This is a genomic window from Gemmatimonadaceae bacterium, from assembly GCA_036496605.1.
GTDB lineage: Bacteria > Gemmatimonadota > Gemmatimonadetes > Gemmatimonadales > Gemmatimonadaceae > AG2.
In genome coordinates this window covers 1-16,593 of the sequence record DASXKV010000058.1, presented here as the reverse complement: position 1 = coordinate 16,593, position 16,593 = coordinate 1, and the positions used below count along the sequence as shown (strand labels likewise).

Below are 16,593 nucleotides of genomic sequence, written 5' to 3'. Positions count from 1 at the left end.
GGGGTATGCCTTTTCGCTCGCCAAACAGAGTGAGCAAGAGAACTACCCGCGGGCCCCCTTGAGCCCAACTTCCTTCGAATTCTCCAGATCAGCGAGGAACATCGACTCCGCTTGCTCGCCGAGCGCGGGGTCCTCGATCACGGCATCGAGCTCATAGTTGATCGCGACGCCGAGTGGATTGAAGTCGGTCGACCCGACTCGCACCCAGCGGCCGTCGATGACGCTCGTCTTCGCGTGCATCATCTCGCCCTGCCATTCCCAGAGGCGAACGCCGTTGGTGAGAAGACGGCGGTAATAACGTCGCGCGAGGAGTGACACCCACGGATGGTCATTCCGACTGGGCAAAAGAATGCGGACGTCCACGCCGTCGCGTGCTGCGCCATTGAGCGCCTCGACCTCCGACGGCGAGGGCGCGAAGTACGCCGTCGCAATCCAGATCGACCGCTCGGCGGAGATCGCCTGGATCTGCAGCGCGCGCGACACCCGCAGCCGCAGCGGCTCTCCTTCGATGATGCCGACGAGCGCAGGCGTATGCGTCGACGGATCGAGATGCGAACCGCGCGCGGCTCGGCGAAGGAAGCGATGGGAGCCGCGTCGTTCACGGCCAACGGTGCGTCGCCACATGGTCTCGAAGGCGCCAATCATGTCCCGCGCTGCCGGACCCTCGATCACGACGGCCGTGTCTCGCCAGCGCGAGCGATGGCGTTTGAGCACGCCGGTGGTCCACTCGCGGCCGACACCAACGCCGCCCGTGACGCCTACGGTCTCGTCGACGACGAGCAGCTTGCGGTGATCTCGCGGCACCAGACCGAACCAGGGCCGGAAGCCAAACCGATTGAAGGTTTTGACGTCGACACCGGCGCGGGCGAGTTGGCGGAGGAACGCGCGCGACGTCCCGCGAACGCCGACGTAGTCGAGAAGCAGGCGGACCGCGACACCCCGTTTTGCGGCCTGCGCGAGGGCGTTACCGAACCGATGGCCAACCTCGTCGGAGCGGAAGATGTAACTCTCGAGGGCAACCGACGTTCGTGCCCGATCGATGAGCTCGATCATCGCGTCGAAGGTCGCCGGGCCATCTCTGAGCAGACGAACCCGGTTGTCGCTCGAGACGTCGGCCGCCGCGATGCGCCAGAGGCCGCGCGAGAAGGATGGCCCGATCGGCGCCACGACTGGCGCCTCCTCCAGGCGACCCTCCGCGCCGCGGCGTGCGGGTACGGCACGATGCGAGTGCATTGCGTCAGGCAATTTATTGCTGGGCTCCGTTTCCGGTGTCGGAAAGGGGCACAGGGCGTACCGCCGGTCAGTCTTGTGGCCGGGGTGGGGGCGCCATCCAGCGCTCGACAAACGTATCAAGCTGTTGCAACTCGAAGGGCTTAGCGAGCACCGGTCGCCCGATCTTTCCCAACGCGCGTTGCGCGGTGTCGCTCGCGACAGGGTCGCCCGTCACGAACACGATCTTCCGTGAGAGGTCGGGTCGGTTCTCGTCGACCCAGTCTTGCAGCTCGAGACCGCTCTCGTCGCCCAGCCAGACGTCGACGAACGCCCCATCGATTGCCTGGGACGCGAGGAGATCGCGCGCGTCGGTGAGCGTCGCGGCGGTATGCACGGTGTGTCCGCGTCGCGTGAGCCATGCGGACACCGCGCGCCGAATTGCGTCTTCGTCATCGACGTAGAGGACCATCGCCATCATCGACACCTATTGAGCCGGCCAGCACTGCTCTCGCATCTCGATTGACACCACGTGCACCTAACACCTCGGCCATTCTAGCGAAGCGACCACTGTCGTGGCATCCGAAGACGACCCGACACGTACATGAGAGCGCGCTAATGAAAGCGTGATTCCGCGCCCTGATCGGGCTAGCTTCCGGCGCATGCTACCAATCGATCTGGGGGGACGCCGAGCCTTCGTCGCCGGCGTGGCGGACGATCAGGGCTTTGGTTTCGCGATTGCTAAAGCTCTGGCCGAGGCCGGGGCGACCGTCTGCGTCGGGACGTGGCCACCGGCGCTCAACATTTTCATGAACCTCATCGAGCGCGGGAAGATGGACGGAGCGCGCACGCTCTCCTCTGGCGCGATGCTGCAGTTCGAGAAGATCTATCCGCTCGATGCGGCGTACGATCGCTACGATGACATGCCCGAGGACGTCCGCAACAACAAACGTTACAAAGACATTGGCGACTGTTCGATCGATGGCGTGGTGAAGCGCCTCACCGACGACTTTGGTGACAAGCCGGTCGACATTCTCGTGCATTCGCTCGCGAACGGCCCCGAAGTGAAGAAACCGCTGATCGAGACGAGCCGGGCGGGCTATCTCACGGCGCTGAGTGTGAGCGCTTACTCGCTCGTTTCTATGATCGCCCGCTTCGGCCCGATCATGCGCGACCATTCGTCGGCCGTGTCGCTCACGTACATGGCGAGCGAACGTGTCATCCCGGGCTACGGCGGCGGCATGTCGTCGGCGAAGGCAGCGCTCGAGAGCGATACGCGCACGCTCGCGTTCGAGGCCGGTCGCAAGTTCGGGATGCGCGTGAACACGATCTCGGCTGGACCGTGGGCGTCGCGCGCGGCGAGCGCCATCGGGATCATCGAGCGGATGGTCGAGTACGTATCGAAAACGGCACCCCTAACGAGTCAGCTCGAGCCCAGGGACGTCGGGAACACGGCGGCCTTTTTATGTTCGCCGCTCGCGGGCGGGATCACGGGCACGACGGTATACGTCGACAAGGGTTATCACTCGATGGGGATGGGGTATGAGCCGTTCGGGAATTGATGGTCGTGGTTGGTGGTCGTTGGTGACTGGTGGTTGGTGAATTCGGAGTCCCGCGAGCTACGCTCGCGGGACATTCCTTATCTCCGAACGACCAACGACCAACGACTAGCCACCAGCGCTATTGCGCCGCGATCTGTCTCGCCGGCGGCGCATCCACCGGCTTCGCCTCCACCGGCGGCAGGCCCGCATCGCGGAGCATCGAGTTCACTCGCGGCAGACCCGAATTCAGCGTCTGCTTGAGGATCGCCAGCTGACGATCGAGCTGCTGTGAGAGCTCCGTGAACACCGCGTACGACTGCTGCGTCGGGCGACCGTCGGCGCTCCCCACCACGCCCATCAATGCCCCGATCTTGTTGTTCAGGCGGATCGGATAGTTGAGCGGATCCTGACCGCTGCGGTTCTTCGTCTGATACAATGAATCCTCCACCTGCGACAGCGCCTGCTCGAACGCCGTCGCCGTGGTGCCGAAGCTCGCCTGGCGGTCGGCAGCGATGCGCTTGCGGCGATCGTCGAGCTCTCGCTTCACGTAGCGGATCGTCTTCACGGCATCGTTCGTCTCCGAGAAGCGATCGCGAATCTTCGTGAGGAGCGCGAATTGCTCGGCGTAATCAGCTGTCGTCACGCCTTTCGAACGCGGATCGGGGATCAACCGGAAGGATTCCGTTGCGATCGGCTTCCCGTTCACCGTTAGGCGGACGGCGTAAGTCCCCGGAGGCGCGAGCGGCCCCTGGACACCGGCCGCCCACAGGATCATCCCCTGGAAGCTCGACGCGTCCGGATAGCGCATGGTCCACGCGAAGGTGTTCACGCCGCGACGGTTCGGTGCCCGTGGCGTCGGAGGAGCCCGGAAGCCGTCGTCGTCACTCGCCGGCTCGATCCCGCCGGCCGCATCGGTCGCGACCCTAACGAGCTTCTGAATGCTGTCCTCGGCGATCCCCGCCGCGCGCAGACTGTCCATGCGCGACTTGGTCCGCTGCTGCCGACGAACCGAGTCGGCGTACGCGAGCGAATCGAGCTTGCTCGTGTAGGTGCGAATGAGCTTCCCCTGTGCGTCGAGGAAGGAGAGTTGCACTTCCTGGCTCGGGCTCTTGAGCCAGTACTGTACTACTTCACCGCCCGCGGGGTTCTGACCGACCGGATGTATCGGCGCGTTCTCTGGCGTGATCGCTTGCGCGCCGCCCGCCCCACGGCGGCCACCACCGAATCCGCCGCCGAAGCTCGCGCGATACTGATCGCGCGGCTTGAACAGATGCGCGTCGCTCGCGAGCACCTCGCTCGACAACTGCTCGAGCGACGAGATATTGTCCATCACCCAGAACGAGCGGCCGTGCGTCGCGACAATGAGATCCCCTTCCTTGAAGGTGAGATCGTGTACGGGGACGATCGGAAGATTGAGCTGAAGCTTCTGCCAGTTCAGACCGTCGTCACCCGAATACCACACTCCGCGCTCGGTGCCCGCCATGAGCAACCCGCGACGGTTCGGATCTTCCCTCACGACACGCGTGAATTCCTCGTCGTTGATGCCCGTGTCGATGCGCGACCAGGTCTTGCCGAAGTCCATCGTCTTCCACAGCAGCGGGTGATAGTCGTCCAACTGATATCGATTGGCCGCCACATAGGCTATCCCTGCCCCGAACTTCGACGCGTCGATGCTCGAGACGCGCGTGAACTTCTTCATGTCCGGCGGCGTGACGTTGGTCCATGTGCTGCCGCCGTCACGCGTGACGTACAGTTTCCCATCATCTGAACCAGTCCACAGTACCTTCGCATCGATGGGAGATTCCTCGATGACGAAGACGACCGCGTAGTACTCGACCGACGTCTGGTCCTTCGTGATCGGGCCGCCCGAGTTGCCTAACGTCATCGGATCGGCGTAGGTGAGATCGGGCGAGATCACCGTCCAGCTCTGCCCCCCGTTCACGGATTTGTGAACAACGTTGGAGCCTGCATAAAGGACGTTCGCGTCGTGCACGGACGAGATGATCGGGAATGTCCACTGGAAGCGATACTTCAAGTCCTTCGCGGGATGGCCCATTGGATTATCCGGCCACGGATTCACGTTTCGCGTGAGCTCCGTCCGCATGTCCTTCCGCGTGAGCAGATTGCCGTAGCTTCCCGCGTAAACGATGTCCGGATCGTCCGAGCGCGCCGCGATCCAGCCCGACTCGCCGCCGCCCGCTTCCTTCCAATCGCTGATGTCGACGACGCCGTCCGGCGACCGACTCGGCCCACACAGCGTCGAGTTGTCCTGCTGCGCGCCGCAGAGGTGATACGGGAAATGATTCGTCGCGATGACGTGGTAGAATTGAGCAGTTGCGTAATCCTCGTCCGTCCATGTCTTCCCGCCGTCGACGGTGACCTCGCCGCCGCCATCGTCCGACTCGATCATGCGCCGGGGATCCTTCGGGTCGACCCAGAGATCGTGCGAATCGCCGTGCTTCATGCCACTGACAGGGCGGAACGTCTTTCCGCCGTCGGTCGACTTCTGAAAGGAGACGTTGTTCACGTAGACGACATTGGTATCCTTGGAATCGGCGTGAATCTTCGTGTAGTACCACGCGCGCTGGCGCAGCGACCGATCGTTGTTCACGCGCGTCCACGTCGCGCCGCCGTCGCTCGAGCGGAACACACCACCCGAGTCGGCCTCGATGTTTGCCCACAAGCGATTCGAGCTCGCTCCCGAGACCGTGATGCCGATGTTGCCCCAGATGCCTTCCGGCAACCCAGGGTTGCGCGTGATCTCCGTCCAGTGATCGCCGCCGTCGGTCGTCTTGAACAAGCCACTTCCCTTCCCGCCCGACGAGAGCAGCCACGGCGTACGTCCGGCTTGCCAGAATCCCGCGTAGAGCACGTTGGCGTTGTTCGGATCCATCACGAGATCGACGACGCCAGTCGAGTCGTTGCGGAACAGAATCTTGTCCCACGTCTTGCCCCCATCTTTGGATCGAAAGACGCCGCGCTCCGCGTTAGGCGCCCACACGTGTCCCAGTGCGCCGACGTATACGAGATCGGGATTCGTTGGATTCACGACGATGTCGGCGATCTGCCGCGTCTCGCGAAGCCCGACGTATGTCCATGTTTTGCCGCCGTCGGTCGTCTTCCATACGCCATCGCCGTGCGCGACGTTGCCGCGGATCGGATACTCGCCACCACCGACGTACACGACGTCGGGCGCGGACGGTGCAACGGCGATCGCGCCGATCGTGCCGCCGAAGTACTTGTCCGTCACGGGCGCCCATGATTCGCCGGCGTTGATCGACTTGTAGACACCGCCGCCCGTCGTCCCCATCCAGAACTCGTTAGGCCGCTGCGGATTGCCCGCCACGGCGACCGAGCGCCCGCCGCGGAAGGGACCGAGCTCGCGCCAATGCAGTCCCGCAAACGCGGCGGAATCGACAGGGAGCAACGCGCCGCCGACGGGGCTGAACGGGCGCGGCGTGCCCGTCGGCGGCCGAGGACGCTGTGCGCCAACCGGCGCGGCAATCGAGAGAGCGGCGAGAACGAGCGCGACAGCGATGGGCTGCAACGCGGAAACCGAGCGAGTCACGGCACGCCTCCGAGCAAATCGGAAAGAGGGATGAAGTGTCGAAGTAATTCACGAGACCCCGCGGACGGAAGAGGCGTGACGCAGAGCGTAGCGCACGGAGCGCCACGCGCGTAGCTTCCTCGCGCCGTACGCGGCTCCGGACGACGGAGTCCGCCATGTCCACGCTGAACGAATGACCGTTCGCCAGAAGATTTCCGTTGCACTGGGATCGGCCGTGCTCACGTTGCTCGTGGGCGTCGCGGCGTTTCTCGTCGTTTTGCGGCTTCGCGCGGCGATTTCCGCCGTCGACCACACCAACATGGTCATTCGGCAGCTCGACGGCGCGCTGTCGTCCCTGGTCGACGCCGAGACTGGCCAGCACGGCTACATCATTACCGGCGACAGCGCTTACCTCGGGCCATATCACAACGGCCGCACCTCCACCGAAGCCCACGTCGCCGCATTGCGCGAGCTGGTCGCGGGCGACACGGAGCAGCAGCGGCGCGTCGACACACTGAACGCGGTCGTCGAAAGAAAGCTCGTCGAGCTCGAGCAAACCGCTGCGATGCGCTCGCGCAGCGCGACGGAAGCCGCCGATCGCGTCCGTACGGGCGTCGGCAAGACGATGATGGACAGCGCGCGTGCCGTGGCCTCTCGCATCTCGGCGATCGAGCGGCGACGTCTGGCCGAGCGTGACGCAACCCGTCTGCGATTCCGCGATCTCGCGCTCAGCGTGATCGTGATCGGGACCTTAGGTGCGTTCCTGCTCGCGTTCATCACGAACCGCTCGATCCGCACCGACGTCGTCGCACAGCAGCGGACGCAGGAGCAGCTCGAGCTGCAAACGCAACAACTCGAGGAGCAGCAGGTCGAGCTCGAGCAAGCGATGCAGCAGCTGCGCGAGACGACGACGCAGGAGGAGGAAGCGCGCGAGGCCGCGGAAGTCGCGAACCGGGCGAAGGACGACTTCCTTGCGGTGATGTCTCATGAGCTCCGCACGCCACTCAACGCGATCGTGGGCTATGCCGAGCTGCTACACGATGGAATTGCGGGTCCTGTCAACGAGACTCAGCGCGAGCAGCTCGACCGCGTACAACTTTCTGCGCGGCACCTGGTCGACTTGGTTGACGAGATTCTGTCGTTCACCCGGATGCAGCCGGGCCAGGACACGATCCGAAAGAGTGAGGTCGAGGTCGGGCAGGTAACGCGTGAGGCGGGCGCGCTCGTCGAGCCGGTGGTCGCGGCGAAGGGCCTGCGCTTCTCGCTGTCGACACCTAACGAGCGAGCGACGTTCACGTCGGACGCCGCGAAGGTGCGTCAGATCCTGGTGAATCTGTTGTCGAACGCGATCAAGTTCACCGACGAAGGCGAGATCGCGCTCGCGTCGCGCGTGGAGAACGGGCAGGTGGTGTTCGAGGTGCGTGACACCGGGATCGGGATTGCGCGCGAGCACCAGGAGCGGGTGTTCGAGACGTTCTGGCAGGTGGACCAGACGGCGACGCGACGGGCGGGCGGCGCGGGATTGGGGTTGAGCGTGTCCCGACGCTTGGCGCGCGCGTTAGGCGGTGATCTCAGCGTCGAGAGTGACATCGGGAAGGGGAGCCGGTTTCGATTCTGGCTGCCGCGTTAGGCTCAGAGATCGAACCCGGCCGGCTGGGCCGGGCAATTCGCGACGCTCTCCCACTTACTCGTTCCGCCAAGGTGGTCGTCGGTCACCCACCACGACTCGCCGAACAGCAAAGAGACGATCAAAGTTTGACCGACGTATCGGCCCCAGTTGTCACGAATCAATTTCCGCAACGCTCCTAGGACTTCCGCATTCCCAAATCCCTGAAAGAGTGCGACCTCGAGGGCGCGTACCACGTCTTCCATCTCTAACTGGCCTCGTCGTAGTTGACGGGATCACCGTTCGCAAACCCGTAGACGTTCAGCCCGCCCGCCAGTCGATCGGGTCTTCCTGCGTGAAGTGATCCCTTCCACTGCCTCCCTATGATTCGCGTTTGCTAACTGGCTCTTGCTTCGGTGCTTAGCCGCACCGAGCCGGCGATTTGCCGCCGTAGTTTTCGGTCGGAGGCCCCGAGGTGCACTTTTGGCCCTCCACATGTGTTCTTGCGTATGCCGCTGCCAGCCTAACGCTATTCAGCGCTCGAAGAGGGCCATGACGAGTGCGCGCCGCTCGATCTTGAGATGCGCGGCGACGTCGGCGAGGATCCCGGCGAGCGTGCCGACGCGGAGACTCGCGTGGTCCGGGATCGTGACGTGATGCTCGCCGCCCTGCTGGGTCGTGAGCCGCAGGTGACTCCCCGTTTCGCGCGTGACCTCGTAGCCGTAGCGCCGCAAGGCGCCCGCGAGGTCGCGGCCAGAGAGATCGCGCGGGAGCCGCGCCATGTGCGCGAGTGACAGCTCGAGGGAGACGGTTAGGCGGCGATGACTTCGTCGTGGACGAGATGGAGCCGGATCGCCTTCGGCCGATCGGCCTCATCGAAGTGACAGCGCACCGCGTCGCGGACCGCCGCCCGCAGCTGCTCCAGGTCGTCTGCCTCGGTGAAGATCGACGCGCCGACCGCCCGCGCGGTGTACCCGCCTTCGGCGGCTTCCTCGACGATAAACAGGATCTCGGTCATGGGCAGCGGTTCCAGGGTGATTCGGCCGACGGCGTTCTCCAAGTTAGCCGCCGGCCTCAAGCGGGCGCGAGCACGGTTACTGGAGGCGGCCGTTCGGCGGAGGGAGATATCTCGCCACTAGCTTGCACACGCTCCACGCGTGAGGACGGAGATATCCCCCGGGCGCGCTCCTCGTCGATCTCGCCCGCGCGCTCAAAGTCTCGACCGACGAATTGCTCGGCGTAAAACCGATGCGCGAGACGCTGAGCCCCAAGACCGCGCGCCTCCTGAAACGCCTCCGGCGCATCGAAGAGCTCCCGCCCGCCGATCAGCGCGCCGTGCTCAAGCTCGTGGACGCGATGATTGATACCCGCCGCCGCGCCACCCCACCGCCGCGCACGAAGCGTAAAGCGAGCTGAGAGCGCACTGCAGCGGCAAGAGTAGCAGCCTGGCCAGAGTGCTCGAGCGGGCTGGTATTTCTGCGTTCCACTATCTCACGGCCCGTGTCGACTGGCTTGAAATCGCGCTTGGGGTTTTGAGCCGTAGGCCGTCCTCGCTCTCCGCTCGGTCATAGTCGCGCGAGCGCAACGTCGACCGGGAGGCCATCAACCCATCCCCTCCTCAGCAGGGCGTCGCGCAATTCCGCCCAGTCCTCATTCCTGCTGAGGACAATGAAGCCGAGGTTGTCAAATGTAGCGGTTGTCTGAAAGCACCAGTCAAGACTCGTTAGATCCACACTGGTTATACGACCACGCAACATGAGGGACTCGAGCTCACGTTTACCCTTCCCCCTCTTCATCGATGCTCCCCCCAGCATGCCTAAACCGGTTGGCCACCATCTGTGCAGCAGATCGCCTAACAAGACCTGGTGCGCTCGCGCCGCATAGACACCCGCGCTTGTCTTGCTCGGTACCGTTACGCCAGAAACCAAGCGTCGTCGGACTGCTTCACCAAACTCTAACCACCCCTGATCTTCGGTCCAAAATTGGTCGGCAAAGAAATAGATGTCGGTGGCGTGGCGCTCGCTCATCCAATTCAGGAATGCTAGCCAGAGGGGGCGTAGCTCCTCCTGATATTCGCCTGCTAGTTCATAACCGACTGCATAACAGGTACTCGACGAATCGCTTCCATCTTCGGCACCAACCAATACCGGCTTCGAAGACTCTGGTCTCTCCCAAGAATCGGTGAGCACGCCAAACTCCCAGACGAGGGGTGGACGAGGCTCGGCGATCAATGCGCGTCGAGCCTCATCCTCCAGCATCGTAAACTGCTCAAGCGGAGAGCGAATCCTATTTCTGCTATCCACCCACGGGAGTGCTGCGGCAACACGGAGCCGTAGCATCAACCGTTTGGCTTCTGTCGAGAATCAGCGATCATGGCACACCCGGTATAGGCAGAGGCGGCGGATATGGGAAGCCCGCTGGCCCTGGCAGAGACTGCGGCGCCGTCGAGGGAATGCTCTTAATGAGCTCCTTCCACATCTCCTTCAGATTGTACTTGATAGTGTAAGGGCTGATCAGCGGCCACGGGTCAACGCCAGACTGATCGCCATACGGCTTCACCTTTTGGCCGGGCCACGGTTTGTTCTTTTTTTCAGGATAGTTTTGCGGTTGCTTCTTGCCAGGCTCGTAAATCTCCCAGTGATCCCAATGGCTTGGATCTTCAGGATGAGGCCTAACATGTGCGCCGTCCGGCAAATCGTACCACCCTTCTTTGAGATTCCACGTTACGTCCTTCTCGTCGACGCCGGGCGGCAGTGGTCGGTTGTTCATGCCATCGTCCGGTGAGCGGCACGGCATGACCGGGCACAGTCCGAATGGATCCGAGAAGTTGACCGGATCCCCGCCCGCAAAGCCGTACAGATTCAGCCCGCCCGCGAGGCCGATCGGATCTTCTTGCGTGAACCGACCCGTCATCGGGTCATAGTACCGATTGCGCCGGAAGGTCAACTTCGACGCATCGTTCTGATCGAACAGCAAACTGCCATGCCAGACGTACGGCGCGATCGTCGCCACGCCCGCAAACGGCGACCAGCCGGCCGGTGCCTGGACGGCCACGCAATGCGGCGCCGAGGTCTCGCACAAACTGGTGATCGTCGTGTTGTTGAAAATGTACGAATCCCACGTGCCGCGATCGTCCCACATCGGCAGAATGCTGAACGCCTGATACTGATGGAACGTCGTCGCATCGTACGCGAAGTAGCCACCGCTGAAGACGTGGGCGTCGGCGTAGTTGAGCCGCGTCACGCTCAGCGGATCGTCGAGTGACAACCCGTGGGTGTACGCCACGACGCCAAAGAACTGCGTCGCGTCGAGCGTGTTGCCGTCGTGCGATTGCTGCGCGGTGGTGTTCGCGTCAGCCTCGAGGTTGTCACCGTCGGCGCCAGGCACCTGGATCTCGCCGAGCAGCGCATCGCCGTCCCAGATGATGCGGCGCATCGTGCTCACGCCGCAGTCGCGCGAGAGCTCCGAACCGGTGGCACCGCCAACGCATTTCCGCCGCGCGCGGACAGCCACGCGCCGGCCGAACGCGTCGTAGCGATATTCCTCGAACGCGATGGTGTAGTTGTTCGCCGCGACGGCATGTCGCGAGTCCGCGGCCCCGAGCCGATCGGCGCCATCGTAGTACGAGCGCAGATCGACGTGCGCCGCGTTCAGGTGATCACTATCGAACCGGCCGCGCGGCGGGCGGGCGGCGCGGGGTTGGGGTTGAGCGTGTCCCGACGCTTGGCGCGCGCGTTAGGCGGTCATCTCAGCGTCGTGAGCGACATCGGGAAAGGGAGCCGGTTTCGTTTCTGGCTACCGAGAGAGAGGAGCTAGGGTTAGACGAAGCTCCAACGAGTAACGAACGGCAATACTGGTCGACGCCAACGGCAAAACACCGCAGACACGCACGAGCAGCGCGCCACCGTCTGCCGCCTCGTAGCGCATCATGATGGGCGGACAGTCGCTGGTCGTCGAGAGTGCGCCTCGAACGGCGCCAGCGATCGCTCCAAGGCCGACGAGCGTCGTGACGATCCATCTGCGATGCACTGAGCAATGACGATTTAGCGAACGCATAACCCGCGGCATCCCCACATGCACCTCCTGATCGAGTGACGAGCGGACCGCACTCGCTCCGCTCACTCATCAGGTGCCGGGCGGGGACACGGCCATCAGTGCCGGTGCGAGCACCAGACGAGCATCACCGTCCCGACCACGAGCCGTGCGTCGCGCGGAATGACGATGGGCGGACGCTCAGGGGCCAGCGACGCGAGCTCGATCGATTCACGCCCCACGCGGCTCACACGCTTGCACACGTAGCCGTCGTCCGGATGACGGGCGACGATCACCGTATCGCGACGCACGTCGGCGCCGCGCCGCACGAGCACCGTGTCGCCCGTGTGCATGAGCGGCGCCATGCTGTCACCGACGACGCGGAGCGCGACATACTCGCCCGGCGGTACATCGTCAGGCACCTCCACCCAGGCGTCGGTGGGCTCGTCCCACAGCTCACGTCCGACGCCGGCGGCGATGCCCAACTCGACCACGGGGACGACGCGGCCACCCTCCGCGCCATCGCGCTTGGTCATCGGCGCCGTGCCGCCCTGGACCACGCGCAGCCGTCGCGCGTGGGCGCGCGCCATCATTGCCTCGCCTCGCGCGCGCTGCTCCTCGCGCGTCAGACGCCAGGCACGGCGCTTCTCCTCGCGCGCGTCCTCCGCCAGCCACTCCAGAAATCGTGCATCGTCCCAGGCCACATGCGCTGGATCACGCAGCAGCGTCTGACCCAAAGCCTCGGCGACGCTCAACTCCGCGTCGGTCGCATCATCGCGCTCATCCGTCATCGCTCTCTCCCGAATGGGAACTCAATTGCGGCGCGCTCGCGCGGCGCATCAGCCGCTCGATCTCGCGCCGCTCCTGCACCGGCAGCTGCATGCTCGCTTCGGCCGCCGCGCGCCGCAGCCGCCCGCACAACCGCGCAATGCGCTTCTTGGCCGCCTCGCGATTGATGCCTAACCACTCGGCGATCAGCCGATGCGGAACGCCTTCGGCAACCCAGGCCAGCATGTGCTGCTCCTCTGTCGTTAGGCTCGCGCTGAGCGCATGGCCGAAGCGCTCGGCGACGCTCCGGCGATCACCATTTTCCTCGGCGATACGGGGCGGTCGCGACGCGCGACGCGCGTGCTCCGACATCACCGCACCCGCCGCACCATCCATCGCATAGCGGCGTTCGCGTCGTAGCGAGGCACGTTTGAACTCGAGGAACCGGCTCCGCACCGCGCGCACGAGGTACGCCGTCAGGTGCAGCGGAAGCTGCCCGGTGCGTTCGATCAGACGCAGCGCTTCGTCGTCCAGTACTTCAGTGATGCACACGCTCCACTCCCACCGGGGAATTCCGACGCGAGCCGCATAGCGCTCGAGCAGCGGCCGAAAGCGCGCGTCGAACTCAGCCCATGCTTCGGGAAAGCCGTCGCGCATTGCATCGATCAGCGCCGCGTCGGTCAGCGCGCGCATCGCTCGCGTCTCCTTCACACGTATGAGGTGCCGGCTGGGGACAGCTAGGCACGAGCGGTGCGCGCGAGCACCCAGAGGCGCAATCGACGCTCGCAGCGGAGGAGCGTCTCCTCAGGCACGTCACCACGCGACACGAGTCGACGCCACCGCTCCGCGCGCGCTGCGCGGAGTCCGAATGTCTCGGCTCGCGTTATCAGTGCAGAGAGGTCGTAGACGAGCGCGCTCGGTCGCGCTTCGTTAGGCAAGCGCACCAGTCCCAACTGCACCCGCGCTCGCGACGCCTTCGCCATCTCCTCCGCGCTCGGCCGCTCGCGCGACGCGGTGAAGCCCAGGTTCGCGAGCGCGCGCCCGATCGCCGACGTCTCCGTGTTCTCGAGACACGCGACCGTGTTGATGTCGCCGTCGCCCTCACGCTCGGCCGCCCACCCCGTCGCGGCCGGCTCTTCTCCTACCTGACGATAGACCACAGCCCGAAACACCACGTCCCGCTCCGTGCGGCTCATCAGCTCCGTGATGATCCGGCCGCGCGGGAACGCTTCATAAAAGAGCGAGATTCGCTCGGCCACGGGGGCATAGGACGCCGGGTCGAAATCGCCTTCGTCTCGACCCAGCTTCCCTGCCTTCGCTCCGCTCGACATCGATGCCTCACTAACTACCGGGCACCAAGATTATACCGAAGAAATGCCGAAGGCAAGAGGGTGTCGTTGGTGGCTGGTTGTTGGTGGTCGGTATTGTTGGTTGCTTGTTGGTGGGTGTTGCCGGCTGTTGCCGAACCGGACTCACCAACGACCAATCACCACCAACGACCATTCACCAATCACCAACCACCACCATCTCCATGTCACGACTCGTCGTCGCCGCCTGCGCGCTTCTTCTCAGCGCCGCCTGCAAGACGGAGAAGAGCACGCCGCAGGACACCTCGCATCCTGCCAACGCGCCAGGCGCCACCGCGACGCCTGCTGCCGACACCGCGTCCGCCAAGAAGCTCGGCGTCCTCGGTCAGATGAAGACGCCCGAGTCCGCGCATTACGACGCCGATCTCGACGTGTGGTTCGTCTCCAACATCAACGGCAATCCGTCGCAGCACGACGGCAATGGCTACATCGTTAGGGTCCCGGCCGAGAGCACGACGACGCTCACCATGTTCGCCGAAGGCGGGAAGAATGGCGTCAAGCTCGACGCGCCGAAGGGGATCGCGACGACGGCCGATCAGCTCTGGGTCGCGGACATCGACGTGGTACGGGTTTTCGACAAGCGCACGGGAAAGCCACTGAAGACGATCAGCCTCAAGGCACAAAAAGCGACCTTTCTCAACGACGTCGCGGTCGGCGCGGACGGCGCGATCTACGTAACCGACACGGGGATCGTCTTCGACGCGAAAGGCAACATGACGCACCCCGGCGTCAATCGCATCTTCCGCATTGCCCTCTCCGACAACAAGGTGACGGAAGCCGCCACGGGCGACTCGTTAGAGAACCCTAATGGAATTACCTGGGACGCGAGCGGCAATCGCTTTTTGCTCGCTCCCTTCGGCGGCAAGGATGTTCAGGCGTGGACGCCGGGCCAGTCGCCGACGAAGATCGTCGACGGCCCCGGCCAGTACGACGGCATCGAGATCCTCAAGGACGGTCGCATCCTCGTCTCGAGCTGGGGCGATTCGACGGTCAACGTGGTACGGAACGGGACGTTGAGTAAACTCGTAACAGGCGTCAGCGCTCCGGCCGACATCGGCGTCGACACGAAGCGGCTCGTCCTCGCGATCCCGAGGTTCGATCATAATCAGGTGGAGTTCTGGAAACTCCCGTAAGCATTCTACCAAAGCGTGAACGCTGACTAACACGGACTAACACGGACGCACACGGACAACGATCATGTCCGTGTTTGTCCGTGTTTGTCCGTGCTGAGGCTTTTCGGCGTAGCTCGTGCATTCCTGACAGGCATGCAGACCAAGTCGCCGGCCTACGAAATCACCCAATGCGTCGCCTGTGGGAGCGGTGAGAGCTGCGAGATAGCAAGCTCGGACGACGTGCGCCGCGAGGTCGAGTGGCTGTGGGCCTTTCATGGTCGGCGGCTTCGGCCCGCGACGCCGCCCGAGCGCCTCATGGATCGCGTCGCCTTCTCCGAGCGGCCGCCCTTCCGCCTCGTCGAGTGCGCGCGCTGCGGTCTCGTCTATCGCAATCCGATCGAGCGCGCGTACGAGCTCGAGTCCATCTACGCCGACGCCACGCCGTCGATCGAGCTGTTCCGAGGACTGCACGACACGCAGCGCGCTGCCTATCGAGTTCAGGCGCGACGGTTGCTGAACGCGCTCGGCCGGCGCGGCGCGGGGCTCGAGCTCGGGAGCTACGTCGGCGCCTTTCTCGGCGCCGCGCGAGATGTCGGGCTGCAATTCGAGGGGCTCGACGTCAACACCGAGGTGAACTGCTTCGCCCGGTCGCTCGGTTTCACGGTGCACGACGGCGACCTCGAGTCGTTCGACGATGATCGCCAGCTGGACGCCGTCGCGATCTGGAACACTTTCGATCAGCTCCCGGATCCGCGTGCGACGGCGCATGCCGCGTGGCGCCTCCTGCATCGGGGTGGCGTCTTCGCGCTGCGCGTGCCTAACGGCGAATTCTATGCGTCGCTCCGCGGCACGATGACACGCCGCTTCGCGGGTACCCTGGCGCGACTCGCGCTCGCTCACAACAACCTGCTGACCTTCCCCTATCGTTATGGTTTCACGATTCGATCCCTGACGCGACTGCTCGAGCGCGTCGGTTTCACCGTCCAGCGCGTCGAGGGCGACGTCCTCGTGCCGATCGCTGACGAGTGGACCCGACCGTGGGCGAGTCTGGAAGAAAAGCTCGTCAAGCGCGCGTTAGGCTTCGTCGCCGGGCGACGGCCACGCTGGGCGCCGTGGATAGAACTGTACGCGCGCAGAGGCTAGGCCTGGCGTAGGAGTAGAGCGTGTAGGGTAGAGTAGAGAGGCGCGTCGAGAAGGGCGCGTCGAGAGGAGCGCGTCGAAGAGGGCGACAAACTGCCTGAGCTGCTAGCCTCTAGCCATGAGGGCTCAGCTTCCTGCTCACAGCTGGCGGCTCGAGACTGACAGCTCGGTCGGTCAACGGTCTTTTCGACGCGCCCTTTTCGACGCGCCCTTTTCGACGCGCCCTTTTCGACGCGCCCTTTTCGACGCGCCCTTTTCGACGCGCCCTTTT

At 64.3% G+C, this 16,593-nt stretch carries 17 protein-coding genes; 6 read left to right on the top strand and 11 right to left on the bottom strand.

Going from position 1 to position 16,593, the window contains the following annotated elements:
- Nucleotides 1–42: 42 nt before the first annotated feature.
- Both VGH98_23370 and VGH98_23365 read right to left on the bottom strand, forming a co-directional pair.
- Entirely contained in the window at nucleotides 43–1,233 is a 1,191-nt protein-coding gene (locus VGH98_23370) for a phosphatidylserine/phosphatidylglycerophosphate/cardiolipin synthase family protein (GenBank protein HEY2378939.1), read from the bottom strand.
- Nucleotides 1,234–1,300: 67 nt separating this feature from the next.
- Entirely contained in the window at nucleotides 1,301–1,690 is a 390-nt protein-coding gene (locus VGH98_23365; GenBank protein HEY2378938.1) for a response regulator, read from the bottom strand.
- A gap of 181 nt (nucleotides 1,691–1,871) precedes the next feature.
- Between VGH98_23365 and VGH98_23360 the strand changes: the two genes are divergently transcribed.
- Nucleotides 1,872–2,771, top strand: a complete 900-nt coding sequence (locus tag VGH98_23360; GenBank protein ID HEY2378937.1) for an enoyl-[acyl-carrier-protein] reductase — start codon at nucleotides 1,872–1,874, stop codon at nucleotides 2,769–2,771.
- A 118-nt stretch (nucleotides 2,772–2,889) separates the two neighbouring features.
- On the opposite strand, the gene VGH98_23355 is transcribed toward VGH98_23360, so the two are convergent.
- On the bottom strand, nucleotides 2,890–6,318 hold the full coding sequence (locus VGH98_23355; GenBank protein HEY2378936.1) for a glycosyl hydrolase: 3,429 nt from the start codon (nucleotides 6,316–6,318) through the stop codon (nucleotides 2,890–2,892).
- 172 nt (nucleotides 6,319–6,490) lie between these two features.
- On the opposite strand from VGH98_23355, the gene VGH98_23350 reads away from it, so the two are divergent.
- Entirely contained in the window at nucleotides 6,491–7,927 is a 1,437-nt protein-coding gene (locus tag VGH98_23350) for a CHASE3 domain-containing protein (GenBank protein ID HEY2378935.1), read from the top strand.
- Nucleotides 7,928–7,929: 2 nt separating this feature from the next.
- Here the strand turns inward: VGH98_23350 and VGH98_23345 are convergent, their stop codons facing one another.
- The 3 genes from VGH98_23345 to VGH98_23335 form a co-directional block, all read right to left on the bottom strand.
- The gene (locus VGH98_23345; GenBank protein ID HEY2378934.1) at nucleotides 7,930–8,169 is read right to left on the bottom strand and encodes a hypothetical protein; all 240 of its coding nucleotides are present in this window, start codon (nucleotides 8,167–8,169) and stop codon (nucleotides 7,930–7,932) included.
- A 267-nt stretch (nucleotides 8,170–8,436) separates the two neighbouring features.
- A complete protein-coding gene (locus VGH98_23340) occupies nucleotides 8,437–8,685 on the bottom strand; it encodes a type II toxin-antitoxin system HicA family toxin (GenBank protein ID HEY2378933.1) in 249 nt (82 codons plus the stop codon).
- A 29-nt stretch (nucleotides 8,686–8,714) separates the two neighbouring features.
- On the bottom strand, nucleotides 8,715–8,921 hold the full coding sequence (locus tag VGH98_23335) for a hypothetical protein (protein HEY2378932.1): 207 nt from the start codon (nucleotides 8,919–8,921) through the stop codon (nucleotides 8,715–8,717).
- A 230-nt stretch (nucleotides 8,922–9,151) separates the two neighbouring features.
- Between VGH98_23335 and VGH98_23330 the strand changes: the two genes are divergently transcribed.
- Complete coding sequence (locus tag VGH98_23330) at nucleotides 9,152–9,319, top strand: hypothetical protein (protein HEY2378931.1); 168 nt, start codon at nucleotides 9,152–9,154, stop codon at nucleotides 9,317–9,319.
- Nucleotides 9,320–9,468: 149 nt separating this feature from the next.
- Here VGH98_23330 and VGH98_23325 read toward each other — a convergent pair whose 3' ends face one another.
- Entirely contained in the window at nucleotides 9,469–10,161 is a 693-nt protein-coding gene (locus tag VGH98_23325) for a hypothetical protein (GenBank protein ID HEY2378930.1), read from the bottom strand.
- A 112-nt stretch (nucleotides 10,162–10,273) separates the two neighbouring features.
- Nucleotides 10,274–11,416: an RHS repeat-associated core domain-containing protein gene (locus VGH98_23320; protein HEY2378929.1), complete on the bottom strand. Its 1,143-nt coding sequence runs from the start codon at nucleotides 11,414–11,416 to the stop codon at nucleotides 10,274–10,276.
- 66 nt (nucleotides 11,417–11,482) lie between these two features.
- Between VGH98_23320 and VGH98_23315 the strand changes: the two genes are divergently transcribed.
- A complete protein-coding gene (locus tag VGH98_23315) occupies nucleotides 11,483–11,719 on the top strand; it encodes an ATP-binding protein (GenBank protein ID HEY2378928.1) in 237 nt (78 codons plus the stop codon).
- A 335-nt stretch (nucleotides 11,720–12,054) separates the two neighbouring features.
- Here VGH98_23315 and VGH98_23310 read toward each other — a convergent pair whose 3' ends face one another.
- The 3 genes from VGH98_23310 to VGH98_23300 are packed head-to-tail and all read right to left on the bottom strand — an operon-like array spanning nucleotide 12,055 to nucleotide 14,034.
- Nucleotides 12,055–12,726 (bottom strand): S24 family peptidase, encoded by a 672-nt coding sequence (locus tag VGH98_23310; protein HEY2378927.1) that lies wholly within the window; start codon nucleotides 12,724–12,726, stop codon nucleotides 12,055–12,057.
- On the bottom strand, nucleotides 12,716–13,396 hold the full coding sequence (locus VGH98_23305; GenBank protein HEY2378926.1) for a hypothetical protein: 681 nt from the start codon (nucleotides 13,394–13,396) through the stop codon (nucleotides 12,716–12,718). Before VGH98_23305 ends, VGH98_23310 begins: the two co-directional genes overlap by 11 nt.
- 44 nt (nucleotides 13,397–13,440) lie before the next feature.
- Nucleotides 13,441–14,034 carry a hypothetical protein gene (locus VGH98_23300; GenBank protein ID HEY2378925.1) on the bottom strand — a complete coding sequence of 198 codons (594 nt, stop codon included), beginning with the start codon at nucleotides 14,032–14,034 and terminating at the stop codon, nucleotides 13,441–13,443.
- A 200-nt stretch (nucleotides 14,035–14,234) separates the two neighbouring features.
- On the opposite strand from VGH98_23300, the gene VGH98_23295 reads away from it, so the two are divergent.
- Together VGH98_23295 and VGH98_23290 are read left to right on the top strand one after the other, a co-directional pair.
- Nucleotides 14,235–15,203, top strand: coding sequence for an SMP-30/gluconolactonase/LRE family protein (locus tag VGH98_23295; GenBank protein ID HEY2378924.1), 969 nt, complete (start codon nucleotides 14,235–14,237; stop codon nucleotides 15,201–15,203).
- 132 nt (nucleotides 15,204–15,335) lie between these two features.
- Entirely contained in the window at nucleotides 15,336–16,325 is a 990-nt protein-coding gene (locus VGH98_23290) for a methyltransferase domain-containing protein (protein HEY2378923.1), read from the top strand.
- The last annotated feature ends 268 nt before the right edge of the window (nucleotides 16,326–16,593 follow it).